This is a genomic window from Pseudomonas sp. FP603, assembly GCF_030687415.1.
Lineage (GTDB): Bacteria > Pseudomonadota > Gammaproteobacteria > Pseudomonadales > Pseudomonadaceae > Aquipseudomonas > Aquipseudomonas wuhanensis.
In genome coordinates, this window is record NZ_CP117431.1 from 3901557 (window position 1) to 3925596 (window position 24040).

Genomic DNA, 24040 nt, shown 5'->3' on the forward strand with positions numbered 1-24040 from the left:
GAGCTGGCTTGCCTGCGATAGCGGTCTGTCAGCCGACCAATCTTCCCCGGATATACCCAGTCCAACTGTGGGAGCGAGCCTGCTCGCGAAGCTGTTGATCTTGCCGTTGCCGTTGCCGTTGCCGTTGCTTTTGGCTTTGGCTTTGGCTTTGGCTCTTGATCTTGATCTGTTGCCCCTTTCCCAGAGGCCGAACGCAGGTATTGCGCAGGGGGCACCGCGGCAAGGATGCCGCGGTAGCCGCCCCCGGCCATGGATGGCCGATGGCGGCGGGCCCCCGGAGCAATGCCGGAGTGAGGGCATGGCGAGCCTAGGCGAGGCACCGAATGGAGGGGCAAAGCCTTTTGGTTCCTTTTCGGCGTTTGGAAAAGGGACTCGCTGTAAAAGCGAAACCGCCAGCGGCCGTGACCGCAGAAACGGATATGTACACCATCAAAAATCCCGGTCGGCTATCAGGCCGCCATCGCAGGCAAGCCAGCTCCCACAATTTGATCGGTGTACATCTGCAAGAGACAGGTCGGCTATCAGGCCGCCTTCGCGAGCAAGCCCGCTCCCACAGGGGTCCGAGTGAACCCTGCGGGAGCAAGGCCAAACTCAGGCCAGGCTTTTGCTGACCACTTCAAACACATCGCTGGACAGCTGCCCCGAAGCGCGAATCCGCTCCAGCTCACCTTTCATCAACGCCTGACGAGCGTCGTCGTATTTGCGCCACCGGGTCAGCGGAGCCAACTGCCGAGAGGCGATCTGCGGGTTAAACCCGTTCAACTCGATCACCAGATCCGCCAGGAACCGATACCCGGAACCGTCGGCCGCGTGGAAGTTGATCAGGTTCTGCCCGGCAAACGCGCCGATCAGCGCCCGCACCTTGTTCGGGTTCTTGATGGTGAACGCCGGGTGTTGCATCAAGGCTTTGACTCGCTCCAGACCACCGGGCAACGTGCTGCCCGCCTGGACACTGAACCACTGATCCATAACCAGCGGATTGTCCTTGAAGTGCTCGGCGAAGGTCGCCAATGCCGTGGCTTTCTGCTCTTCGAACGGCGAATTCACCAGCACCGCCAACGCCGTCAGACGCTCGGTCATGTTGTCGCTGGTGTCGAACTGCTCAAGGGTCGCCGACAGAACTTCCGGCTTGCCGCTGAGCATCAGGTAAGACAGTGCAATGTTTTGCAGCGCGCGGCGGGCGAAATGCTCGGCCTCGGCCACATACGGGGTTTTCTTCGACAGATCGCGGTTGGCCTGATAACGCAGCCACAAGGCCTCGAACAAACCTTCAGCCAATTGCTTACGGGCAAACTCGCGAGCCGTGTGAATGGCGTCGACGTCAGCCACTTCACTGATCTCGGTCAGATACGCCTCGCCCGGCAACGAGAGCATTTCGGCGACCATCGCCTGATCCAGTGTCTCATCGGACAGCACGGTACGCAGTGCTGAAACCAAACGCTGATCCAGCACCAGCGTCTCACCCTTCTGTTGCTGTTCGATCAACTCTTGCAGCACCTGCACCGACAATTGCTGACCGGCATCCCAGCGGTTGAATCCGTCGCTGTCGTGCTGCATCAGGAACATCAGCTGATCGCGGTCGTACGGGAAGCTCAGTTTCACCGGCGCCGAGAAGCCACGCAGCAACGAAGGCAGCGGCTTTTCAGCAATGTCGATGAAGGTGAAGGTCTGCTCGGCTTCAGTCACCGAAATAACCCGCGATGTGCCTTGAGCACTGGCTTCACCGGCAAGACGCAGGGCAATTTCGACGCCCTTGCTGTCCAGCAGACCCAATTCAACCGGAATCACGAACGGCAGCTTCTCAACCTTGTCCGGGGTTTCCGGGCAGCTCTGGCGGAAGGTCAGGCTGTAGGTTTTCGCAGCGGCGTCGTAGGACTCGCTTACCACCAAACGTGGGGTGCCGGCCTGGCTGTACCAGCGTTTGAACTGGGTCAGGTCAACGCCGTTGGCATCTTCCATGGCCTTGATGAAGTCATCGCAGGTCACGGCCTGGCCGTCATGGCGCTCGAAGTACAGGTCGCTGCCTTTGCGGAAACCGTCAGCGCCAAGCAAGGTGTGGATCATGCCGACCACTTCCGAACCCTTTTCGTACACGGTCAGGGTATAGAAGTTGGAAATCTCGATGAAGCTGTCCGGGCGCACGGCGTGGGCCATCGGGCCGGCGTCTTCGGCGAACTGGTGGGTGCGCAGGTACGCCACGTCCTGGATGCGCTTGACCGTGGCCGAGTTCATGTCGGCCGAGAACTCCGAATCCCGGAACACGGTGAAGCCTTCTTTCAGCGACAGCTGGAACCAGTCGCGGCAGGTCACGCGGTTGCCCGACCAGTTGTGGAAGTATTCGTGAGCGACAATCGCCTCGACCCGCTGGTGCGCGGCGTCGGTCGCGGTTTCGGCGCGGGCCAGCACGGCGCTGGAGTTGAAGATGTTGAGGCCCTTGTTCTCCATGGCGCCCATGTTGAAGTCGTTGACCGCGACGATCATGAAGATGTCCAGGTCGTACTCGCGACCGTAAACCTCTTCGTCCCAGCGCATGGATTTCTTCAGGCTGTTCATGGCGTGTTGGCACTTGTCGATGTTTTCCGGCTCGACGTAGATGCGCAGCGCCACGGAGCGCTCGGTCATGGTGGTGAAGGTGTCTTCGACGCACCACAGGTCACCGGCCACCAGCGCGAACAGGTACGCCGGTTTCTTGAATGGGTCTTCCCAGGTCGCCCAGTGCCGGCCGTCTTCGCCGGGCCCTGAGGCAATCGGATTGCCGTTGGACAGCAGCACCGGATAGCTGTGCTGTTCGGCGACCACCGTGGTGGTGAACGTGCTCATCACGTCCGGGCGGTCGAGGTAATAGGTGATCTTGCGGAAACCTTCGGCTTCACACTGGGTGCAGAACATGGTGCCGGATTTGTACAGGCCTTCCAGGGCGGTGTTGGTTTCCGGGTGGATCCGGACGCTGGTGTCGACCGTGAAGCTTGTGTCGGTCGGTTGCAGGGTCAGGTGGTTCTCGGTCAACTGGTAGTCGGCGGCGCTCAGCTCACGGTCGGCCAATGTCACCGACAGCAGCTCGAGTTGCTGGCCGTCCAGCACCAGCGGCGGCAAGCCCGGGCCACGTTCAGGATTGCGGCGCATCACCAGTTGCGCATGGACCAGGCTGTGGTCCTCGAACAACTCGAAGGTCAGGTGCGTCTCGTCGATCAGGTACTCGGGGGCCTGATAGTCCTTCAGGTAGATCATCTTCGGTTGTTCGGTGCGCATGCTGGAGTCCTTACTGATGCACGGCGAGCTGGTAGGCCGTGTATTTACGAATATTGATCACGCCGGTGTCGAAAATCAGGTACTGGCCCTTGATCCCCAGCAGCGTGCCTTCGGCAATCGGGTTCTTGTCCAGGTTGAAGCTGACGATTTTGGCCGGATACTGCTCGACCGGATAGCGGATTTCCAGAGGTTCGACATCGGTAATCGTCTGGATTGCTTGTAGGCCGAATCGTTCCTGCAAACTGTGCAAACCTTCGGCGCAGCTTTCAAACAACTGATCGCGAACCTGTGCCAGGTCCACCGACACCGCATCGCCCTTGAGCAAAGCACGCCAGTTGGTCTTGTCGGCCACCTGGCTGCGGAACAGGTCTTCGACGAAGCCCGACTGCTGGCGGGTCGAGACGCGCACGATCGGCAAGGCCTGGCTGGCACCCTGATCGAGCCAGCGGGTCGGCAACTGGGTGGCGCGGGTAATGCCGACCTTGATTCCCGACGAATTGGCCAGGTACACCACATGATCGGTCATGCAGAATTTTTCGCCCCACTCCGGCTCCCGGCAAGTGCCGGCTTCATAGTGGCAACGTTCCGGACTCATGATGCAGATATCGCACTGGGCCAGTTTGGTCATGCACGGGTAGCAGTAACCCTGGCTGAAACTGGTTTTGGTCTTGCGTCCGCAATGGGTGCAGTGGATCGCCCCCAGGTATTCCAGGCGCACCGTGGTGCCGATCAACGGATTGACCGGTACCTCGGCGTCACCCAGACGAAAAGCGTACTGAACGTTCGACCCGTCAAGGCGTGCCGACATTTTGCTGATTGCACCGCGGCCAATCTCGATCAATGGATGGCATCCGATTTGAACAGAATGTTTGGCACTTCAATCGACTTCGACTCGCATTCCTGCGGGCCCATGTAGCCGGTGCGCTCTTCCTCGGGCAGGTTCTGGATTTCCCAGGCGATCATCGCTTGCAGGGACAGCTCGCGCTGCTCGGCGGTGAGTTTGCCACCGTCGGACCATTTGCCGATTTCCACCGCCAGTTTCAGGCTCTGGTAGATATCCGGGGTGATGTTTTTGATCATTTCGTTAAAAGAGGACATCAAGGGCTCCGCGCTCTTCATTCATAACTGTTTTAGACGGCCAGTTTACGGCGGTTGTACAAACCGCCCAACAAACCGGTGAAGCATCCGATGAGTAACCCGCTGACGTGGGCCGCGTTGGCAATCTGGCCAAAGCCGATCATAGAGACCAGCCCCGACAGGCACACCAGCAACCACACCAGCATCATCACCAACACCCCTCGGGGCAGGCGATACGCCGGGTTCGGCGACAGAACCTGGAAAATCCAGCAATGCCCGAGCAGGCCGTACAGCACCCCGGACAACCCGCCAAACAGGCTCGGGCCGCTGAAAAGGTATTGGGTATAGTTGGACACCAGGCTGAACAGCAGCGTCAGGCCGATCAGGTTGATGCTGCCCTGACGCGACTCGATACGCCGCCCCAGCTCCCAGTACCACATGCCGTTCATGGCCAGGTGCAGAATGCCGAAGTGGATCAGCATCGGCGTCACCAGACGCCACCACTGCCCCGCCGCCAGGCTGTCGGCCAATGGCGTGAAATGGATGTATTCGCCGACCACACGGAAATCGAGGAAGGTCAGCCAGCGTATCGTCTCGAGGTTATCGCCGAGCAGCGTCACCATGGCGACGATCAGGGTCAATAGCAGCACCAACGCCGTAGCCTTGCTGTGGCGCAATTGCTCGACGAAGCCCGGACGCTGCAGGGTCTGCGTCATCGGAATATCCAGTTGCTGATCGGGGTCGCCCGCCGGAAAGCGTTCGTACAATGAACGTACGTCTTCGCTGATGTTGGCCGGTACCCACAGCACTTGCTCGCCCGCCTCTTCGCTGACCCGATGAGGCACTTGCATGCGCTGCAGCAGTTTGACGAACCCGCTCAAATCCACCGCCAGAGGCAGACGCAATACCGCCACCGCCGTCATCGCAACACCTCCGGCCGCTCGACATCGACCCAGACAAATTTATGCGGGTCGAGACGGGTTTCCTGATCCAGACGATAAGCGACCAGTTTGCCGTAGAGCACCGCGCTGTAATCCAGGCACGCCAGGTTCGGGCGGATCGGCGCCGGTTTGCCGCTGCGCCAGTAGTGGCCGACGAACAACAGCGGCTCATCGACGCCATAGCGCAGCAAGTTGTCTTTTTCGGTGGAGGACAGTGGCGTGCGGGCCACCGGCTCAGGCAAGGCGTCGGGTTGAAACACGATGTCTCCGTAGGTTTGCGGGTCGTCTTCCCAGAACTTGGTGCGGAAAAACGAACGCGTCAGGCCGTCGCCGCTGGTCATGGTCAACCCGTGGGGCAAGCGCATGTCGGTGCCGCGCAACAGGCGATCGAACACGGTGCAGGCAAAACTGCCCGGCACCGCGGAGGCCTGGAGGAAATGCTCATCGATGCAACCGTCGGGGAACAAGCCGCGCAACGGTTCGATCAGGCCGGCATCCCAGCAGGCATGCACCACGCGGAAACGCTCGGCATCGACAAACAATGGCAGTTCATAGAACCATTGCAGAAAGTCGTGCCAATCCTGGGGGTGATCTTCGAACTGGGTCAGGGTTTCATGGAGCAGGCGGGCGTGGCGTGGCGTGTGTTCGCGCACGAACTGCTGGCCGCTGCCCGGCAACGCCGGAGTGCTCCAGCCGAGGGCGTTGAATTCATGGTTGCCCATGATGCACAGCGCCTGACCGGCCTCGACCATGTCGTGGACGATGTGCAGCGCCTCGCGAATCCGCGGGCCGCGGTCGATGATGTCGCCGAGGAACACCGCCATGCGCGACGGATGCCGCCAGACACCACCGTGTTTTTGATAACCGAGCCGGTCGAGCAAGTGCTCAAGGGTCAGAGCGCAACCGTGCACGTCACCGATCAGGTCGTAGCTACGCGCGGGATCGAGCATCAGTCGCCTCCACCACCCAACTTGCTGCCCCAGCCGAGTTTGGTCCGGCAGACTTCATAGTAGTTGTGGTCGAGCGGGTGAATCAGCCGCAGTTTCTGCGCTTTCTTGCTGATGGTGATGGTGTCACCGGGCGCGCAGGTGAAGTGATTCTGCCCGTCACAGGAAACTTGCGGGTAAATCTGCATATCTTTGGACACGACGATTTTCAGCTCACTGTTGCCATCGACCACAATCGGCCTGCCTGACAAGGTATGGGGGTACATCGGCACAATCACAATAGCGTCGAGCTTGGGATGCATGATCGGGCCGCCCGCCGACAACGCGTAAGCGGTCGAACCGGTCGGCGTGGCGACGATCAGACCGTCGGCCTTCTGGCTGCAGACGAACTGGCCGTCGATGTACAACTCGAACTCGATCATCCGCGTCGATTTGCCGGGGTGCAGCACCACGTCGTTCAGCGCATCGCCCTGGCCGATGGCCTCGGCGTGACGCCGGACTTCGGCTTGCAGCAGGAAGCGGTTTTCCACCAGGTAGTGGCCGTCGAGCACTTCGGCGACTTTGACTTCCAGCTCATCGGGGCGAATATCGGTGAGGAACCCCAGGCTGCCCCGGTTGATGCCGAGCACCGGAATATTGTGTCGGGCCAGCGCCCGGGCGGCGCCCAGCAGGCTGCCGTCACCACCGACCACAATCACCATGTCACACACTTCACCGAGCATCTTGCGCGACGAAGTTTGCAGGCCATGACCCGGCAGGACTTCGGCGATGGTGTCTTCGAGGATCACATGCAGGTGACGATCGAGCAGAAACCGTTTCAGTCGGCGGACGGTATCCAGCACCTGAGAACTGCCCAGGCGACCGATGATGCCGATATTACGAAATTGCTCCATGGGGCTCCTATTGGGACGCGGAGGGCCTGCGACGGCGAAAAACACGATTATGGGCGAAAGCGCGGCGTAGACAAAACCCTTTCAGCCACGACGGTGCGCTCGCGTTTCGGGCTATGCTCGCAAGATGATCCTATTTCCAGATTTGCTCCAGTTACCTCACCAGTTGCGCCACCCTGAAGTGCGCGACCTGGCCTGGGTCATCCTCGCGCCGCCAATGCTCAGCGTCACCCCGTGGCCGCAGCGTCATCCGCTGGCCGGCAGCGACTGGGTGCAGGCACCGGAGCGCCTGGAACACTGGCTCAGGCAACTGGATCGCGACAGCTACGATTTGCTGCACTGGCTGGCTCAGGCCAGGACCCGGCGGCTGGGTTTGTACTACGAGCGCCTGTGGCAATACGCCGTGCGGCACGCGCCGGGCATCGAACTGATTGCCGCCAACATGCCGATCCGCCGTGAAGGCCACACCTTGGGTGAACTGGACATGCTGCTGCGTGATCGCGACGGCGTGCATCACCTGGAACTGGCGATCAAGCTCTATCTTGGGCCACAAAATGGTGACGGCCATGACACCGCGCAGTGGCTCGGACCGGGTTGTCATGATCGGCTGGACCGTAAACTGAAGCACCTGAGCCAGCATCAATTACCGATTTCCGCGCGGGCGGAAAGCCGTGCAGTGCTGGCGTCGCTGGATATCCAGGAGTTCAGTGCGCATCTGTGGCTGGGCGGTTATCTGCTCTATCCGTGGCCAGGGCTGACCGAACCACCGAGCGGCGCACACCCTCAGCATCTGCGCGGTAGCTGGCTACATCAGAAGGACTGGGCGGACTTTGTCGTGCAGCGTCCATCCGGCCGCTGGCAACCCCTGCCCCGCCACGCCTGGCTGGCGCCGGCGCACTATCCCGAGGAGCAAACCTGGAACGCTGGACAGCTGAGTGCATGGCTGAGCGATCTGGACCCGCTGGCACCGGCGCAATTGATGGTGCGGCTGACAGAACGTACGAACGGGAATTGGGAAGAGGCGGAGCGGCTGTTTCTGGTGTCCGATCTTTGGCCGAATGTGCCGGGTAATGGTTGAGTTTTTGTGGTGAATGGACGGCCCCTATCGCGGGCAAGCCCGCTCCCACAGGGTTTAGTGTGATCCTGTGGGGGGCGGGCTTGCCCGCGATAGCGGTATTTCAGGCGACATCAATGCTGACTGTGCCGCCGTCTTCGCGAGCAAGTCGAATCGTCGCACCGCCGCTCCCGCAGGGATTGTGGCTGGCCTCAGGAACTAATTAATGCCACGTAAACGGGTCATTGCTTTTTATGCTGCTCAACCCACTGCGCATACGCGTCGATGAATTTCTGCAAGAACGGCCTGACCGACTCCGACAACTTGCCCGTCTCGTCGAACGCTGAACCGGCGCCGCCCAGGTAGGCTTCCGGCTGCTGCATGCACGGCACATTGAGAAACACCATCGACTGCCGAATATTGTGGTTGGCGCCAAATCCGCCGACGGCACCTGGTGAAACGCTGATCACCGCACCCGGCTTGCCGTTCCAGGCGCTCTTGCCGTAGGGGCGCGACCCCACGTCGATCGCATTCTTCAACGGCGCCGGTACCGAACGGTTATATTCCGGGGTCACGAACAGCACCGCGTCGGATGAACTCACTTGTTGTCGGAAAGTGCTGTAGGCTGCCGGCGGTGATTCGCCATCGATGTCTTCGTTGTAGAGCGGTAAATCGCCGATTTCGACGATATTCAGCTTCAGATTGGCAGGCGCCAGCTCGGCCAGCGCCAGCGCGACCTTGCGGTTGATCGACGCTTTTCTCAGGCTGCCGACCAGAACGGCGATCTCGTAGACGTTGCTCATGGAAGATTCTCGACTGTCCGATGGGAAGAGCTTCTAGTTATAGATGATCAAATGACGATTCAACCAGCGGGCGATGGAAAATCGCCGCCCCTGACTATTTTTTTCCTGTAGGAAAACTTACCTCGCCCAACCACGGTCTACAGAACCGCAAATTGAGTGATTTATCTCCAGAGGTTCTAAGCAGATGGCAGCAGTACTCGTCGGTCAGTTCCATGCAAGAGACGCGGAAGGCCGTGTTTATTCCGTGCATGAGTTCCAGGAATCCACCCTGTCGCACGACGGCCTCGCCGGCTCGGTGCCTGTCACCACCTATAAACTGGCCATTGGCGACCGAGTCAACAAACTCGACGATAACGAGTTTGTGCTGGTGCAAACCGGCGTCACCCTCATTCGCGAACCTGAAACGAACGTCGCTTCATAACCCGCTGTTATGAGCAGAAGTCATATGCGCGCACTTGAGTTAGGATTCAGTGACTGACTCCCTCACCTGCTGAACATGGACTTCACGCATGCGTTTACGTCATATCGAAGTGATCCAGGCGCTCCTGCAGACCGGTCACCTGGGCACCGCCGCCGAATGGCTGCAGCTGCCGGTGGCCGAGGTTGAACGCACGCTGCGTGATGCCGAGGATCAGTTGGGTTTCATGCTGTTTGCCAGCGTGCGTGGTCGTCTGCAAGCCACGCGCGAGGCGCGGGAGCTGCAAGTCGAGTTCGCCCACGTCTACGAAGCCCTCGAACCGGTCCAGCGACTGGCCAGCAGCCTCAAGCAATATTTGGCCCCGCCCCTGCGAATCATCTGCACCCCGCCCTTGGCACAACAACTGTTGCCACACAGCATCGCGGCCCTGCGCCGACGCCTCCCCGATGCACCTTGCACCCTCCTGAGCCAGCCGACCCGCGAGATTGTCAGAAGCCTGCTGCTGCGTGAAAGCGATCTGGGCCTGAGCCTGCATGACCCGGACCACGCCGACATCCATTGCCAGGTCATCGCCCAGGGCAAGCTCCAGCTGCTGGCGCCCCATGGCTGGCTGCAACCGAAACAGAAGTACATCTCGCTGCAGGACCTTGCCGGCCAGTCGATGGTTGGCCTGGAAGGTCACGATCCGTTAAGCCCGGCGCTGGACAACAAGCTGCATGCGCTGCGCCCTGCCCCGGTCATCCAGACCCGGGTCCAGACTCATCAGATGATGCGCAGCATGGTCGAGGCCGGTGAAGGCCTGGCGATCGTCGACCCGTTTACCGCCCTCGGCGCCAAGTCGGCCGGGCTCGATGCCTGTCCGCTGGCACCTGCCGTGCCGATCAGCGTGTATGCCTTGAGCCTCAAGACCGCCGAGCCCTCTTCGGCCGTTCAGGCGCTGCTGGACATCATCACGGAACAAGCCGTGGCGATGCTGGCGAGCTGAGCGGGCTTTCCAGCGGATTATCGAACAGCCGATACCAGAACAGCGCCACCTCAGCGGTATTCGGATCGATTCCGCGGTAGCGCAGATGATCGATCCCGCCCACCACATAGCCACAGCGCTCATAGAGCCGGCAGGCCCCCAAGTTGTTGTTCTGGGTTTCGAGCATGATGCCCGGCAGTTTTTTCTTGCGACTCCAGAACTGCGCCACATCCAGCAGCGCCTTGGCCACGCCATGACGGCGCGCCGGAGCATGCACCGCCAATTCATCGATATGGGCGAAGCCGTTCCAGTTGGTGCTGACCACCAGGTGACCTACCGGCTCGTCGTCCAGATAAGCCATGAAAATCTCACTGTCGGCGGCGTCGCGAAAACTGCTGAATTCCTCGGGATCGATGCCGTAACACTTGCGATACGGGATGATTGGCGTCACCGGCCACTGCGCCACCGGCTTACCGACTTGTGCGGCACCATAGGCGGCGACTTCAAAACTGAAATCACTGCCCCAGATATAAGCCGCAAACCCCTCATCGGCGACACGCACCGACAGGCCTGGGTATTTGGGATTCATGACGGGTTGCATACTCGCAAAGGTCCTCATTCCTTGATGCAATCGACGGTGTAGTGCCGTCCATTGCCCTCGTCTTCATGTTGCAAGCCATGCACATCGGCGACAAATCCGGGGAAGCTACTGTCGAACGTACGCGCAAACTTCAGGTAATCGATGATCGAACGGGTCGACTCGGTAAACCGCTCGCCGGGCATGATCAACGGGATCCCCGGCGGGTATGGCACCAGCATCACCGCCGCGATCCGCCCGTCCAGAGCATCGATCGAAACAGCCTCAACCTCCCCGCGTACCAATTGATCATAGGCGTGCGCCGGCTTCATCGCGACTTCCGGCAGTACGGTGTACATGCGCTTGAGGTGTTTGGCCGTGGCGTTGCTGCGATAACAGGCGTGCAATTGATCACACAGGTCACGCAAGCCCATGCCTTGATAACGGGCAATATTGTGTTGCGCCACGCACGGCAGGCAGGTGGCCAGGCTGACGTTGGCGTCGTAACTGCGCTTGAACTCCAGTAACTCGGTGAGCAACGTGCTCCACTTGCCCTTGGTGATGCCCATGGAGAACAGCACCAGGAACGAATACAGCCCGGTCTTTTCCACGACCAGCCCACGTTCCCAGAGGAATTTGCTGACCACCGCCGCCGGAATCCCCCGCGCGCTCAGGGCACCGCCCGCCGTCAGACCCGGCATCACCAGCGTGACCTTGATCGGATCGAGCAGCACGTAGTCGTCGGTCACGCCGCCAAAGCCGTGCCAATCGGCGTCGGGTTGCAGCAACCAGTCTTCGGTGACCACCTGCTCAATACCTTCGGCCGAGGGTGGTTGCCAGATGGAAAACCACCAGTCATCGGCGGCGATATGCTGACGCAGATTGGCCAGGGCCCGGCGAAAACTCAGGGCCTCGTCGAACATTTCCTGCAACAACGAACGCCCGGCCGGCCCTTCCATCATCGCCGACGCCACGTCCAGCGAGGCGATGATGCTGTACTGCGGCGAGGTCGAGATATGCATCATGAATGCTTCGTTGAAACGGTCACGATCCAGTTGCCGCGCCCCGCCGTCCTGAACATGAATCATCGACGCCTGACTGAAGGCTGCCAGCAGTTTGTGCGTGGAGTGCGTAGTGAACACCAGCGGGCTGTCTTCGCTGCGGGAGGTGCCCATACCGTAACGGCCGGCGAAGAACTCGTGAAACGCCGCGTAGGCGTACCAGGCCTCGTCGAAATGCAGCACTTCGACGCTGTTACCCAGGCTCTGCTTGATCAACTCGGCGTTGTAACACAGGCCGTCGTAAGTCGAGTTGGTCACCACCGCCAACTTGACCTTGGGCTCGCGGCCCTGGGTCAGCGGGCTGGCGTCGATCTTGGCCCGGATCGATTCGCGACTGAACTCACTCAACGGAATCGGGCCAATGATCCCCAACTCATTGCGCTCCGGGCACAGGTACAGCGGGATCGCGCCGGTCATGATAATCGCGTGCAGCACCGACTTGTGGCAGTTGCGATCCACCAGCACCAGGTCATCCCGGGCGACCATGGAATGCCAGACGATCTTGTTAGCGGTCGAGGTGCCATTGATCACGAAAAAGGTGTGATCGGCGCCGAAGTTGCGGGCCGCTCGCGCTTCTGCCTCCGCCAGCGGGCCGGTGTGATCGAGCAGCGAACCGAGTTCCGGCACCGACACCGACAAATCCGAGCGCAGGGTGTTTTCCCCGAAAAACTGATGAAACGCCTGCCCCACCGGGCTCTTGTGATATGCCACGCCGCCGCCATGGCCGGGTGTGTGCCAGGAATAGTTGGAGTCGGCGGTGTGCTGCACCAGCGCCTTAAAGAACGGCGGCAACAGACCGTCCAGATATTTGCGTGCCGCGCGGGCGACCTGACGGGCGAGGAAGGGCACGGTGTCTTCGAACAAATAAAGAATGCCGCGCAGCTGATTGAGCTCGGCCATGGCGTCGGCCGGGGCAGTTTCCAGGGTGACCTGCTCGCCCAGGGCAAAGATCGGCAGGTCCGGCGCCCGAACCCGTGCCAGGCGGATCAGCTCGGCCATGTTGTGCAGAAGATGAGCATGGGTGCTGGCGTCTTCGGCGGCAATCAACATGCAAGAGAGGCCGTGATGAGTCGAGGCGACCAGACGCCCTTCGTTGTAATCGACCGCCGAGACGATGCTGAAGCCTTCCTGCTCCAGTTCCCGGGCGATGCCACGCACACGATCACCGGCAACGGTGTCGGCCTTAATGTCGCGGTGGACGATCAGGACCGGGAATTTCAAATCTTTATACATGGGGCTCGGTGTCCTGAAGCGGCAGACCGTGGCCTGCCAATAACCTCAGGGTAGAGGGTTGGAGCGCATGTGGCGAGCGGGATGCCCTGAAGTGGGTCGGCGGGCGCACCAGCATGTGGCCGGCAAGCTCATTGTTCAGACGGTTTACCTGTGGCGAGGGAGCTTGCTCCCGTTGGGCTGCGAAGCGGCCCCCTGCATTCGCTCAGATATACCGCGTTGGCAGGATTTGCGACTGCTGCGCAGCCGAGCGGGAGCAAGCTCCCTCGCCACAAGGGACTCAGGCCTGAGCCTTGGCCTCCGCCAATTGCTGCCACAGCGACGGAGCGCCAGCGGATTTGGCGATGGCTTCCAGACGCGCAATGTGCTGGGCCAGATCTTCTTCACTTGCACGGATGATCCGGATCGGCTGACGATCGGCCGGCAAACGACGGATTTCCGTGGCGGAGTTGTCCGCGCCCTCACCTGAACCATTGCCATCGGACGCATTACCGGCCAGCGACAGGCTGGTCTGGCCGCCGGTCATGGTCAGGTAAACGTCGGCGAGAATCTCGGAGTCGAGCAAGGCGCCGTGAAGTTCACGGCCGGAGTTGTCGACGCCATAGCGCTTGCACAAGGCGTCGAGGCTGTTGCGCTGCCCCGGGTGACGTTCCCGGGCCATCATCAAGGTGTCGAGGATCGAGCAGTGTTGCGTGATGTCCGCACGATCGTGCTGGCCCATCAGGGCGAATTCGTTGTTGATGAAGCCAACGTCGAACGCCGCGTTATGGATGATCAGCTGCGCGCCCTTGATGAACTCGAAGAACTCATCGGCCACTTCAGTGAAACGCGGCTTGCCCACCAGGAATTCGTTAGTGATGCCGTGGACGCCGATAGCGCCTTCGTCACTCTCGCGATCCGGTTGCAGGTAAACGTGGAAATGCCGGCCGGTCAGGCGCCGACCGATCAACTCGACACAACCGATTTCGATAATCCGGTGGCCGTCGGTCACCGGCATGCCGGTGGTTTCGGTATCGAGTACAACGGATCTGGTGGCCATCAGTGCTCAGCTCTCAACGGGTCAATCGTGCAAAAGCGGCGATGTTAACACGCCCGTTGTGTCTTTCAGATACACCGTGTTGCGGCCAATCGCGAGCAGGCTCGCTCCCACTGATCATTCCCACGCAGAGCATGGGAACGATCGGTTTAGGCTTGTTTGTACCCACGCACTTCATCCACGCCACGGTTGGCCAGCTGGTCGGCCCGTTCGTTGCCGTGATGGCCGATGTGCCCGCGCACCCATTTCCAGGTGACGTTGTGGCGGTTGACCTGCTCATCGAGCAGTTTCCACAGATCGGCGTTTTTCACCGGCTCCTTGGCCGCGGTTTTCCAGCCGCGCTTCTTCCAGTTGGCCATCCACTCGTTGATGCCTTTCATCACGTATTGGGAGTCAGTCACCAGCAGCACGTCGCAGGAGCGCTTGAGCTCTTCCAGGCCACGGATCGCGCCCATCAACTCCATGCGGTTGTTGGTGGTGTTGGCTTCGCCGCCCCAGAGTTCTTTTTCAACGCCCTTGCACACCAGCAACGCGCCCCAGCCGCCCGGGCCGGGGTTGCCCTTGCAGGCGCCATCGGTGAAGAGTTCTACGCTATCGCTCATGCCAATCTTTCCAGAAAATGCGGTGGCTCGCCGATCGGTGACCGACGATGCCCGAGGCCGGGGCGGACCCGGCCGGGAAAATAAAATGTGTCTTACGGTTCGAGGTGGCGACGGTTGACCTTGGCCATCGGCAACGGAATCAGCTTGCCCATCGGTTCGCGCCGTTCCTGGCGCACCGGCCGCAGGCCCACCACGATCTTGCGCGCGACCAATAAATAGAAGCCACCACCCGACAACTGCCAGTCACCGGCCTTGCGCTCCCAACCGGCCAGACGGGCCTGCCAGGCGGGCGACGCAAGCGGCGGACGATAGCACCCGAAGCGGCGTTTCTCCAGCGCGAAGCCCAGCAGATTCAGCCAGTCACCCACCCGCGACGGTGAAATGCAACGGGCCTTGCGCAAGGCGTCATGGGCGAACACATGACGCAGGCCCCAACTGCTCCAGGGGTTGATCCCGACAATCAGCAGATGCCCGCCAGGCCGGACACTGCTCGCCGCTTCGCGCAGCAAACCGTGGGGCGACAGGCAGAAATCCAGCCCGTGCTGCAACACCACCACATCGGCGGCGTGCTCGCTCAAAGGCCAGGCCTGCTCTTCGCAGACGATCTCGACCCCCGGCAACGGCGCACCGAGCCGCACATTGCGCTGGACCTGCGGCGCCGACGGTGGCGTCTGCGCCGAGGGGCCGTAATGCACCAGATAGCCGCCGAAGAAGCGCCCCAACTCGTCTTCGAGCATGCGTCGTTCTTCGTCCAGCAGAAATTGCCCGATGGGCCCGGACAGCCATTCACGGGCCGCGCTGATCAATGTCAGCCACTCAGGATCGGCCTGAGCGAACGCTTTATCGGTCATTGCATTCTCCAACGCGCCAGGAAGTTCTAAGATGCGCCAATGTTTTCCGCTTGGCGAATCCGACGATGATACAGATCAGTGCCCTGCCCGCCTTTACCGACAACTACATCTGGTTGTTACAAGACCACAGCACCCAGCGCTGTGCCGTGGTCGATCCGGGCGATGCCGCGCCAGTACAAGCCTGGCTCGCAGCGCACCCGGGTTGGGTGCTAAGCGATATTTTGATCACTCATCACCATCATGACCATGTCGGCGGCGTCGAGCGGCTGAAAAAAGCGACAGACGCGACAGTCTATGGCCCGGCCAGCGAAAGCATCCCGGCGCGGGACGTGGCACTCAAGGACAATGACCGCATCAGCGTGCTGGGCTGGGACTTTGACGTCATCCAGGTGCCGGGCCATACCCTCGGGCACATCGCCTATTATCATCAGGGCCATCTGTTTTGCGGTGACACCCTGTTCGCTGCCGGTTGCGGACGGTTGTTCGAAGGCACGCCCGAGCAAATGCATCACTCGCTGAGCCGCCTCGCGGCGCTGCCCGAAGACACACTGGTCTACTGCACCCACGAGTACACCCTGAGCAATTTGAAGTTCGCCGCAGCAGTCGAACCGAACAACCCCGACACCCTTGAACGACTGGCCAAAGTCACCCGGCAACGCGAAGCCGGAATCATGACGCTGCCTTCAACACTGGCACTGGAAAAGCTCACCAATCCGTTTTTGCGTACCGGCGAAACATCCGTTAAAGAAAAAGTGGACGAACGGAACGGACCCAATAACCGGGCTCCGAGTGCGGTTTTTGCTGCTCTTCGAGCTTGGAAAGATACGTTCTAGGCAGCCTGCTTGGTGATACAAAAATTCTGAATGGTTGACCGCAGGGGGTGCGCTTTCTAGAATCGCCCGACATTTTTGCCCGGAACTTACTTCCAGCCAATGTCGTCACCTATTCGTAAAGCCATCAATTCAGACGCATTGACCCGCTTGGCTCAAGCCATCGCGGTGGCTGTGTCCGCCACTTTGGCGGGCTGTTCCAGCCATGTGCCGCAGACCGAAGCGACACACACTCCGAACATCGCCGCCCGAGCCAAGCAGAAGCCCATCTGGCTCAGCGAAAAACCAACACCGCAAATTCCACAGGACGTCTGGGAGCGCATGCGCCAAGGCTTCCAGTTGCAGGACAACCTGGGCGTCAACCCGCGCATCGAGCAACAGCGCCTGTGGTTCGCCAGTAACCCGTCCTTTCTCGAAAATGCCGGCGAACGCGGCAGCCTCTACATTCACTACATCGTCGAACGCCTTGAAGAACGCAACATGCCGCTGGAACTGGCGCTGTTGCCGGTGATTGAAAGCGCCTACAACCCGATGGCCTATTCCCGGGCCAACGCGGTGGGTCTTTGGCAATTCATCCCTTCCACCGGACGTTACTTCAACCTGCGTCAGACCCGCTTCTACGATGGTCGTCGCGACATCACCGCCTCGACCACCGCGGCCATGGATTACCTGACCCGCCTGCACGACATGTTCAACGGCGACTGGCTGCTGGCCCTGGCGGCCTACAACGCTGGCGAAGGTACGGTCAGCCGGGCCATCGAGCGCAACGAACGACTCGGCCTGCCGACCGACTATTGGAACCTGCCGCTGCCAGCGGAAACCCAGGCCTATGTGCCGAAGCTGCTGGCCCTGTCGCAAGTGGTCCTGGCGCCCGACGCCTATGGCGTGAACCTCAACCCGATCGCCAACGAACCGTACTTCCAGGTCGTCGAAATCAACCAGCGCATGGACCTGTCCAAGGTTGCCGCGGTGGCCAACATCGACGAAGACGAACTGTTCCAGCTCAACCCTGCCTTCAAGCAGCGCACCACCGTCGATGGCCCCCAGCATCTGTTGGTGCCGACGTCCAAGGCACAGCTACTGACCGCCAGCCTGTCGACCATGCGCCCTGACGAGCTGATCAGTCAGCGATCGCTCAAGCCAGTGTTCGAAGGCGCAGACGACAGCGAAATCGCCAGCCTCAAGCGCGCCTATCGAGTCAAACGTGGCGACAATCTGGGCACCATCGCCAAGGCCAACAAGGTCGACGTCAAGGACCTGCAACGCTGGAACAAACTGACCGGAAAGAACCTCAAGGTCGGCCAGACCCTGGTGATGCAGGACACCACCAAGGGCAAATCCGGGCGCGTCAACACCGTGGTCGCGGCGAACAGCAAGACCAACGGCAAGGCAACCAACAAAGCGCAACAGACCCAATACAAGGTCAAGCAAGGCGACTCGCTGTACATGGTCGCCAAACGCTTCAACGTTGAAATGCAGCACCTCAAGCGCTGGAACCCTCGGGTTGGCCAGGCGCTGAAGCCGGGGCAGATGCTGACGGTTGCTTCGCCGAATTAAGCAACACGCCCAGTCGAGGGGCTTTTGTGGCGAGGGAGCTTGCTCTCTCGCCACAGGTTCTGCAATCCGCCGGACCATCACCTGCACAATTAACCACGCATTAACCCCCCGTCTTTTTCCTGTCGATACAAGCTGTTACTGTACGGCCCACAAAGCCCAAGCCGCCTGGATCGGATCTCTGACTTGAAGCGTCCCCTCCTCCTGCTCCTGATCAGCCTGGCCTTGAGCTCCCCCGCAAGCGCGACGATCAGCGAAAGCCATGGTTATGCGCAGTTCGGCACGCTCAAGTACCCGGCCAGATTTACCCACTTCGACTGGGTCAACCCGCAAGCGCCCAAGGGCGGTACGTTGCGGGTGATGGCGTTTGGCACCTTCGATACGCTCAACCCTTACACATTCAAAGGCTCGAGCCCGGTTTCCACCGGCAATTTCCTGCAATACGGCATCAACGAACTCAACGAACCGTTGATGGTCGGCACCGGCCAATACGCACCGTCCGGCGATGAGCCAACCTCCAGTTATGGCCTGATTGCTCAATCGGTGGAATACAGCGAGGATCGCAGCTGGGTGGTGTTCAACCTGCGCCCCGAAGCGCGCTTCCACGATGGCACGCCGATCACCGCTTACGACGTGGCGTTCTCTTACCGTTTGCTGCTCAAGGAAGGTCACCCGCAATACCGCACCAACCTTCAGGAAGTGTCGCGGGTGGATATCCTCAACCCACGGCGCATCCGTTTCGTCTTCAAACGCTCCGGCAACCCCCTGCTGATCCTGCGCCTGGGCGAGTTGCCAGTATTGCCCCAGCATTACTGGGAAGGTCGCGATTTCAAGGCCACTACCTTCGAGCCACCATTGGGCAGCGGGCCGTATCGCATCACCTCGGTAACGCCCGGGCGGCAGATTATCTTCGAACGGGTCAAGGATTACTGGGGCAAGGACCTGCCGGTCAATCGCGGCAAGTACAACGTCGATCGCATGGAAGTCGAGTTCTACCGTGACAGCGACGTGGCCTTTGAAGCGTTCAAGGCCGGTGAGTTCGACATTTACATCGAACACCAGGCGAAGAACTGGGCCAATGGTTACAACTTCCCGGCCGTGCGCCGTGGTGATGTGATCAAGGCGCAAATCCCGCACCAGATCCCGACCCAGAGCCAGGGCCTGTTCATGAACACCCGGCGGTCAACGTTCGCCGAGGCCAAGGTCCGCGAAGCGCTGGGGCTGATGTTCGACTTCGAGTGGACCAACCGCACGCTGTTCAGCGGCGCTTACAAGCGCGCCATGAGCTATTACCCCAACAGCGAGTTCTCCGCCACCGGGCTACCGGTCGGTCATGAGTGGCTGCTGCTCAAGCCCTATCGCGATCAGTTGCCCGCCAAGCTGCTCACCGAGCCGTTCAGCCTCCCGCAGACCGAAGGCCGCGGCATTCCGCGGGAAACCATGCGCAAGGCCCTGGAACTGCTCGCCGAGGCCGGCTGGAAGCTCAGCGGTCAGCGGCTACAGAACACCATCGGCCAACCGTTGCGCTTCGAGATCTTGTTGGTCAATCCGAACCTGGAACGCATTCTTCAGCCTTACGTCGAGAACCTCGCCAGCATCGGCATCGACGCACGGCTGCGCACGGTCGATCGCGCCCAGTACAAACAACGCCTCGATCAGTTCGATTTCGACATGATCCTGATGACCCTCAACCAGACCCTCAGCCCAGGCCTGGAACAATGGCAGTACTTCCACTCCAGCCAGGTCGGGGTCAAGGGCAGCAAGAACTACGCCGGTATCGCCAACCCGGTGGTCGACCATTTGCTCGAACAACTGCTCGCCGCCCAGACCCGCGACGCACAAGTCGCCGCCGGCAAGGCGCTCGACCGGGTGCTGCTGTGGCAGCACTACATCATTCCCAACTGGTACCTCAATTATCACCGCCTGGCCTACCGCAACCGGTTCGCCTTCGTCACCACGCCGCCCTACACCCTGGGCCTGAGCGCGTGGTGGCTGAAATCTTCGGAGAAAGATCGATGAAACCCGTACGCGCCCTGCTCTTGCAGGCCAGCGGTCTGTTGTTCGCCGGGCTGGCCTGCGCCGCCCCGCAACATGCCCTGACCCTGTACAACGAGCCGCCGAAGTACCCGGCCGATTTCAAACATTTCGATTACGTAAACCCCGACGCGCCCAAGGGCGGAATCTTCCGCCAGGCGGGGTTCGGTGGCTTCGACAGCCTCAACCCGTTCATCAACAAAGGCGTGCCGGCCGACGACATCAGCATGATCTACGACACCCTGGCCAAACAGGGTCTGGATGAGCCGTTTACCGAATATGGCCTGATCGCCGGCAAAATCGAAAAAGCCCCGGACAACAGCTGGGTACGCTTCTACCTGCGGCCCGAAGCCCGCTTCCACGACGGCCACCCGGTGCGTGCCGAAGACGTGGTGTTCAGCTTCCAGACCCTGGTCAAGGACGGCGCTCCGCTCTACCGCGTCTATTACAGCGATGTGGAAGAAGTGGTCGCCGAAGACCCGCTCAAAGTGCTGTTCAAGTTCAAGCACAACAACAACCGCGAACTGCCGCTGATCCTCGGACAACTGCCGGTACTGCCCAAACATTGGTGGGCCACCCGCGATTTCAACAAAGGCAATCTGGAACTGCCGCTGGGTAGCGGCCCGTACAAAGTCAGCGAAGTGAAGGCCGGACGTTCGGTGCGCTATGAGCGGGTCAAGGATTACTGGGGCAAGGACCTGCCGGTCAATCGCGGCTTCTACAACTTCGATGTGCTGACCACCGACTACTACCGCGACAACACCGTCGCGCTGGAAGCGCTCAAAGCAGGCCAGTTCGACTACTGGCTGGAATCGGCCGCGAAAAACTGGGCCAAGGCCTACAACATTCCGGCGGTGGCCGAAGGTCGGCTGATCAAGGAAGAAATCCCGAACGGCAACCCCACTGGCATGCAAGGCTTCGTGTTCAACCTGCGCCGCCCGGTGTTTCAGGATGTGCGTGTGCGCCAGGCGCTGACCCTGTTGCTGGACTTCGAATGGACCAACAAGCAACTGTTCAACGGCGCCTACGCGCGCACCCGCAGCTACTTCGAAAACTCGGAAATGGCCGCCACTGGCCTGCCGGACGCCGATCAACTGGCGATCCTCGATCCGTTCCGCGGCAAAATTCCCGAGCAAGTGTTCAGCGAGGCGTTCCAGAACCCGGTGACCGACGCCAGCGGCATGATCCGCACCCAGCAGCGCAAGGCCTATCAACTGCTGCAAGAGGCCGGCTGGCGGATCGTCGACGACAAGATGGTCGACGCCACCGGCAAACCGGTAAGCCTCGAATTCCTGCTGGCCCAGACCGAGTTCGAGCGGATCCTGCTGCCATTCAAGCGCAACCTCAGCGACCTGGGCATCGATCTGGTGATCCGCCGGGTCGACGTCTCGCAATACATCAACCGTGTACGCTCCCGGGACTTCGACATGATCGTCGGCAGCTTCCCGCAGTCCAACTCGCCGGGTAACGAACAGCGTGAGTTCTGGATGACCGACGCCGCCGATAAACCTGGTAGCCGCAACTCCATGGGCCTGAAAGACCCGGTGGTGGACCAACTGGTCGAGCAACTGATCAACGCCGATTCGCGCCAAAGCCTGGTGGCCCATGCCCGGGCGCTGGACCGGGTGCTGCAATGGGGGTATTACGTGATCCCCAACTGGCACATCAAGACCTGGCGCGTGGCGTACTGGAACCACATTGGCCATCCGAAGGTTTCGCCCAAATATGACATCGGCATCAATACCTGGTGGGTCAAGCCCGACGCGACATTGCCGATAGAAGTCGAAACCAAACTGCAAGCCGACCCTGCGGGCACGGAGTAATCAGATGCTGGCGTATATTTTTCGGCGACTGCTGCTGATCATCCCGACCCTGCTCGGCATTTTGCTGATCAACTTCGTGATCATCCAGGCTGCCCCCGGCGGGCCGGTGGAACAGATGATCGCCAAGCTCGAAGGCTTCGAAGGCGCCACCAGCCGCATCGCCGGCGGCGGTGCCGAAGTGTCGGTGGCAGGCTCGGCCTATCGTGGGGCGCAAGGCCTGGACCCGGCGCTGGTCAAGGAAATCGAGCACATGTACGGCTTCGACAAATCGGCGCCGGAACGTTTGTGGATCATGATCAAGAACTACGCCACCCTGGATTTCGGCGACAGCTTCTTCCGCGATGCCAAGGTCATCGACCTGATCAAGGAAAAAATGCCGGTGTCGATTTCCCTGGGGCTGTGGAGCACGCTGATCATGTACCTGGTGTCGATCCCGCTGGGGATCGCCAAGGCGACGCGACACGGCAGCCACTTCGATGTCTGGACCAGTTCGGCAATCATCGTCGGCTACGCGATCCCGGCATTCCTGTTCGCCATCCTGCTGATTGTGGTGTTCGCCGGCGGCAGCTATTTCGACTGGTTCCCGCTACGGGGCCTGACCTCGAACAACTTCGACGAGCTGAGCACCAGCGGCAAGATCCTCGATTATTTCTGGCACCTGGCACTGCCGGTGACCGCATTGGTGATCGGCAACTTCGCGACCATGACGCTGCTGACCAAGAACAGCTTCCTCGATGAAATCAACAAGCAATACGTGGTCACCGCCAAGGCCAAGGGCCTGACCCGCCATCGCGTGCTGTACGGCCATGTGTTTCGCAACGCCATGCTGCTGGTGATCGCCGGTTTCCCTTCGGCGTTCATCGGGATTTTTTTCACCGGCTCGTTGCTGGTGGAAGTGATTTTCTCCCTCGACGGCCTCGGTTTGATGAGTTTTGAAGCAGCGATCAACCGCGACTACCCGGTGGTTTTCGGCACACTGTTCATCTTCACCCTGCTGGGGCTAGTGGTGAAATTGATCGGTGACCTCACGTACACTTTTGTCGATCCGCGCATCGACTTCGAAAGCCGGGAGCATTGAGATGAACCTGTCCCCTCTCAATCGCCGACGTTTCGAACTGTTCAAGGCCAACAAGCGTGGCTGGTGGTCGCTGTGGCTGTTCCTGATTCTGTTCGGCGCAAGCCTGGGCGCCGAACTGATCGCCAACGACAAACCGCTGGTGGTGCACTACGACAACGGCTGGTATTTCCCGGCACTCAAGCGCTACCCGGAAACCGCGTTCGGCGGCGAATTCCCGCTGGAGGCCAACTACAAGAGCCCTTACATCCGCGAACTGCTCAAGGCCAAGGACGCCTGGGTTTTATGGGCGCCGATCCCCTACAGCTACCAGAGCATCAACTACGACCTGAAAGTCCCGGCTCCCGCGCCGCCCTCGGCCGATAACCTGCTGGGCACCGACGATCAGGGCCGCGATGTGCTGGCCCGGGTGATTTACGGCTTCCGGATTTCGGTGCTGTTCGCTTTGACGCTGACCATTCTCAGCTCGATCATCGGCGTGATCGCCGGGGCGTTGCAGGGTTTTTATGGTGGCTGGGTCGATCTGGCCGGGCAGCGTTTTCTGGAGATCTGGTCCGGGTTGCCGGTGCTGTACCTGTTGATCATTCTGGCCAGTTTCGTGCAGCCGAATTTCTGGTGGCTGCTGGGGATCATGCTGCTGTTTTCGTGGATGAGCCTGGTGGATGTGGTGCGTGCCGAGTTCCTGCGCGGTCGGAATCTGGAATACGTGCGCGCGGCCCGGGCGCTGGGCATGCAGAATGGTGCGATCATGTTCCGCCACATCCTGCCCAACGCCATGGTCTCGACCATGACCTTCATGCCGTTCATCCTGACCGGCGCCATCGGCACCTTGACCGCCCTGGATTTCCTCGGCTTCGGCCTGCCGCCGGGCGCACCGTCCCTGGGTGAGCTGGTGGCTCAGGGCAAATCCAACTTGCAAGCGCCGTGGCTGGGTATGAGTGCGTTTGCGGTGCTGGCGCTGATGTTGAGTTTGCTGGTGTTCATCGGCGAGTCCGCTCGCGATGCCTTCGACCCGAGGAAGTGA

At 60.5% G+C, this 24040-nt stretch carries 21 protein-coding genes; 9 read left to right on the forward strand and 12 right to left on the reverse strand.

All coding sequences use genetic code 11. From position 1 onward, the window contains the following. Window positions 1-591: 591 nt before the first annotated feature. Genes pepN through PSH65_RS17780 form a run of 6 tightly spaced genes read right to left on the reverse strand, consistent with a single transcriptional unit; the run spans window position 592 to window position 7107 of the window. The gene (gene pepN, locus PSH65_RS17755; RefSeq protein ID WP_305421542.1) at window positions 592-3249 is read right to left on the reverse strand and encodes an aminopeptidase N; all 2658 of its coding nucleotides are present in this window, start codon (window positions 3247-3249) and stop codon (window positions 592-594) included. A gap of 10 nt (window positions 3250-3259) precedes the next feature. Further along, complete coding sequence (locus tag PSH65_RS17760) at window positions 3260-4090, reverse strand: DUF2797 domain-containing protein (RefSeq protein WP_305421543.1); 831 nt, start codon at window positions 4088-4090, stop codon at window positions 3260-3262. Next, the gene (locus PSH65_RS17765; protein ID WP_038984092.1) at window positions 4087-4347 is read right to left on the reverse strand and encodes a YeaC family protein; all 261 of its coding nucleotides are present in this window, start codon (window positions 4345-4347) and stop codon (window positions 4087-4089) included. The genes PSH65_RS17760 and PSH65_RS17765 overlap by 4 nt, the downstream gene beginning before the upstream one ends. 32 nt (window positions 4348-4379) lie before the next feature. Continuing rightward, window positions 4380-5249, reverse strand: coding sequence for a rhomboid family intramembrane serine protease (locus PSH65_RS17770; protein ID WP_305421544.1), 870 nt, complete (start codon window positions 5247-5249; stop codon window positions 4380-4382). Continuing rightward, complete coding sequence (locus PSH65_RS17775) at window positions 5246-6220, reverse strand: metallophosphoesterase (protein WP_305427008.1); 975 nt, start codon at window positions 6218-6220, stop codon at window positions 5246-5248. Before PSH65_RS17775 ends, PSH65_RS17770 begins: the two co-directional genes overlap by 4 nt. Beyond that, window positions 6217-7107 carry an NAD(+) kinase gene (locus tag PSH65_RS17780; protein WP_007906781.1) on the reverse strand — a complete coding sequence of 297 codons (891 nt, stop codon included), beginning with the start codon at window positions 7105-7107 and terminating at the stop codon, window positions 6217-6219. The genes PSH65_RS17775 and PSH65_RS17780 overlap by 4 nt, the downstream gene beginning before the upstream one ends. A gap of 124 nt (window positions 7108-7231) precedes the next feature. Here PSH65_RS17780 and PSH65_RS17785 point away from each other — a divergent pair, with 124 nt between their 5' ends. Then, window positions 7232-8182: a DUF1853 family protein gene (locus PSH65_RS17785; protein WP_305421545.1), complete on the forward strand. Its 951-nt coding sequence runs from the start codon at window positions 7232-7234 to the stop codon at window positions 8180-8182. A 218-nt stretch (window positions 8183-8400) separates the two neighbouring features. On the opposite strand, the gene PSH65_RS17790 is transcribed toward PSH65_RS17785, so the two are convergent. Next, entirely contained in the window at window positions 8401-8961 is a 561-nt protein-coding gene (locus PSH65_RS17790; protein WP_305421546.1) for an NADPH-dependent FMN reductase, read from the reverse strand. 184 nt (window positions 8962-9145) lie between these two features. On the opposite strand from PSH65_RS17790, the gene PSH65_RS17795 reads away from it, so the two are divergent. Both PSH65_RS17795 and PSH65_RS17800 read left to right on the forward strand, forming a co-directional pair. After that, entirely contained in the window at window positions 9146-9382 is a 237-nt protein-coding gene (locus tag PSH65_RS17795) for a hypothetical protein (protein ID WP_305421547.1), read from the forward strand. An 88-nt stretch (window positions 9383-9470) separates the two neighbouring features. Then, window positions 9471-10364, forward strand: coding sequence for a LysR family transcriptional regulator (locus PSH65_RS17800; RefSeq protein WP_305421548.1), 894 nt, complete (start codon window positions 9471-9473; stop codon window positions 10362-10364). On the opposite strand, the gene PSH65_RS17805 is transcribed toward PSH65_RS17800, so the two are convergent. The 5 genes from PSH65_RS17805 to PSH65_RS17825 all read right to left on the reverse strand — a co-directional run bounded on the left by PSH65_RS17805 (window position 10330) and on the right by PSH65_RS17825 (window position 15700). Next, window positions 10330-10944, reverse strand: coding sequence for a GNAT family N-acetyltransferase (locus PSH65_RS17805; RefSeq protein WP_305421549.1), 615 nt, complete (start codon window positions 10942-10944; stop codon window positions 10330-10332). The two genes, PSH65_RS17800 and PSH65_RS17805, sit on opposite strands and share 35 nt — an antisense overlap. Before the next feature lie 14 nt (window positions 10945-10958). After that, window positions 10959-13214, reverse strand: coding sequence for an Orn/Lys/Arg decarboxylase N-terminal domain-containing protein (locus tag PSH65_RS17810; RefSeq protein WP_305421550.1), 2256 nt, complete (start codon window positions 13212-13214; stop codon window positions 10959-10961). 277 nt (window positions 13215-13491) lie between these two features. Next, window positions 13492-14250: a DNA polymerase III subunit epsilon gene (dnaQ, locus tag PSH65_RS17815; protein WP_192343676.1), complete on the reverse strand. Its 759-nt coding sequence runs from the start codon at window positions 14248-14250 to the stop codon at window positions 13492-13494. 146 nt (window positions 14251-14396) lie between these two features. Further along, window positions 14397-14849 carry a ribonuclease HI gene (gene rnhA, locus PSH65_RS17820; RefSeq protein WP_003180633.1) on the reverse strand — a complete coding sequence of 151 codons (453 nt, stop codon included), beginning with the start codon at window positions 14847-14849 and terminating at the stop codon, window positions 14397-14399. A 92-nt stretch (window positions 14850-14941) separates the two neighbouring features. Then, window positions 14942-15700, reverse strand: a complete 759-nt coding sequence (locus tag PSH65_RS17825) for a methyltransferase domain-containing protein (protein ID WP_052964263.1) — start codon at window positions 15698-15700, stop codon at window positions 14942-14944. A gap of 65 nt (window positions 15701-15765) precedes the next feature. Between PSH65_RS17825 and gloB the strand changes: the two genes are divergently transcribed. The 6 genes from gloB to PSH65_RS17855 all read left to right on the forward strand — a co-directional run bounded on the left by gloB (window position 15766) and on the right by PSH65_RS17855 (window position 24040). Further along, the gene (gene gloB, locus PSH65_RS17830; RefSeq protein ID WP_305421551.1) at window positions 15766-16533 is read left to right on the forward strand and encodes a hydroxyacylglutathione hydrolase; all 768 of its coding nucleotides are present in this window, start codon (window positions 15766-15768) and stop codon (window positions 16531-16533) included. A 99-nt stretch (window positions 16534-16632) separates the two neighbouring features. Then, the gene (locus PSH65_RS17835; protein ID WP_305421552.1) at window positions 16633-18087 is read left to right on the forward strand and encodes a transglycosylase SLT domain-containing protein; all 1455 of its coding nucleotides are present in this window, start codon (window positions 16633-16635) and stop codon (window positions 18085-18087) included. Window positions 18088-18270: 183 nt separating this feature from the next. Further along, window positions 18271-20103 (forward strand): extracellular solute-binding protein, encoded by a 1833-nt coding sequence (locus PSH65_RS17840; RefSeq protein ID WP_305421553.1) that lies wholly within the window; start codon window positions 18271-18273, stop codon window positions 20101-20103. After that, window positions 20100-21941, forward strand: a complete 1842-nt coding sequence (locus PSH65_RS17845) for an extracellular solute-binding protein (protein ID WP_305421554.1) — start codon at window positions 20100-20102, stop codon at window positions 21939-21941. The genes PSH65_RS17840 and PSH65_RS17845 overlap by 4 nt, the downstream gene beginning before the upstream one ends. A 4-nt stretch (window positions 21942-21945) precedes the next feature. Next, entirely contained in the window at window positions 21946-23019 is a 1074-nt protein-coding gene (locus tag PSH65_RS17850) for a microcin C ABC transporter permease YejB (RefSeq protein WP_048394544.1), read from the forward strand. 1 nt (window position 23020) lies between these two features. After that, a complete protein-coding gene (locus PSH65_RS17855) occupies window positions 23021-24040 on the forward strand; it encodes an ABC transporter permease (protein WP_305421555.1) in 1020 nt (339 codons plus the stop codon).

Excerpts from the sequence above, each read along its gene's own strand:
- pepN (WP_305421542.1), bottom strand. The coding sequence starts at position 3,249 with ATGCGCACCGAACAACCGAAGATGATCTACCTGAAGGACTATCAGGCC.
- PSH65_RS17765 (WP_038984092.1), bottom strand. The coding sequence starts at position 4,347 with ATGTCCTCTTTTAACGAAATGATCAAAAACATCACCCCGGATATCTAC.
- PSH65_RS17770 (WP_305421544.1), bottom strand. The coding sequence starts at position 5,249 with ATGACGGCGGTGGCGGTATTGCGTCTGCCTCTGGCGGTGGATTTGAGC.
- PSH65_RS17780 (WP_007906781.1), bottom strand. The coding sequence starts at position 7,107 with ATGGAGCAATTTCGTAATATCGGCATCATCGGTCGCCTGGGCAGTTCT.
- PSH65_RS17785 (WP_305421545.1), top strand. The coding sequence starts at position 7,232 with ATGATCCTATTTCCAGATTTGCTCCAGTTACCTCACCAGTTGCGCCAC.
- PSH65_RS17790 (WP_305421546.1), bottom strand. The coding sequence starts at position 8,961 with ATGAGCAACGTCTACGAGATCGCCGTTCTGGTCGGCAGCCTGAGAAAA.
- PSH65_RS17795 (WP_305421547.1), top strand. The coding sequence starts at position 9,146 with ATGGCAGCAGTACTCGTCGGTCAGTTCCATGCAAGAGACGCGGAAGGC.
- PSH65_RS17800 (WP_305421548.1), top strand. The coding sequence starts at position 9,471 with ATGCGTTTACGTCATATCGAAGTGATCCAGGCGCTCCTGCAGACCGGT.
- PSH65_RS17805 (WP_305421549.1), bottom strand. The coding sequence starts at position 10,944 with ATGCAACCCGTCATGAATCCCAAATACCCAGGCCTGTCGGTGCGTGTC.
- PSH65_RS17810 (WP_305421550.1), bottom strand. The coding sequence starts at position 13,214 with ATGTATAAAGATTTGAAATTCCCGGTCCTGATCGTCCACCGCGACATT.
- dnaQ (WP_192343676.1), bottom strand. The coding sequence starts at position 14,250 with ATGGCCACCAGATCCGTTGTACTCGATACCGAAACCACCGGCATGCCG.
- rnhA (WP_003180633.1), bottom strand. The coding sequence starts at position 14,849 with ATGAGCGATAGCGTAGAACTCTTCACCGATGGCGCCTGCAAGGGCAAC.
- PSH65_RS17825 (WP_052964263.1), bottom strand. The coding sequence starts at position 15,700 with ATGACCGATAAAGCGTTCGCTCAGGCCGATCCTGAGTGGCTGACATTG.
- gloB (WP_305421551.1), top strand. The coding sequence starts at position 15,766 with ATGATACAGATCAGTGCCCTGCCCGCCTTTACCGACAACTACATCTGG.
- PSH65_RS17835 (WP_305421552.1), top strand. The coding sequence starts at position 16,633 with ATGTCGTCACCTATTCGTAAAGCCATCAATTCAGACGCATTGACCCGC.
- PSH65_RS17845 (WP_305421554.1), top strand. The coding sequence starts at position 20,100 with ATGAAACCCGTACGCGCCCTGCTCTTGCAGGCCAGCGGTCTGTTGTTC.
- PSH65_RS17850 (WP_048394544.1), top strand. The coding sequence starts at position 21,946 with ATGCTGGCGTATATTTTTCGGCGACTGCTGCTGATCATCCCGACCCTG.
- PSH65_RS17855 (WP_305421555.1), top strand. The coding sequence starts at position 23,021 with ATGAACCTGTCCCCTCTCAATCGCCGACGTTTCGAACTGTTCAAGGCC.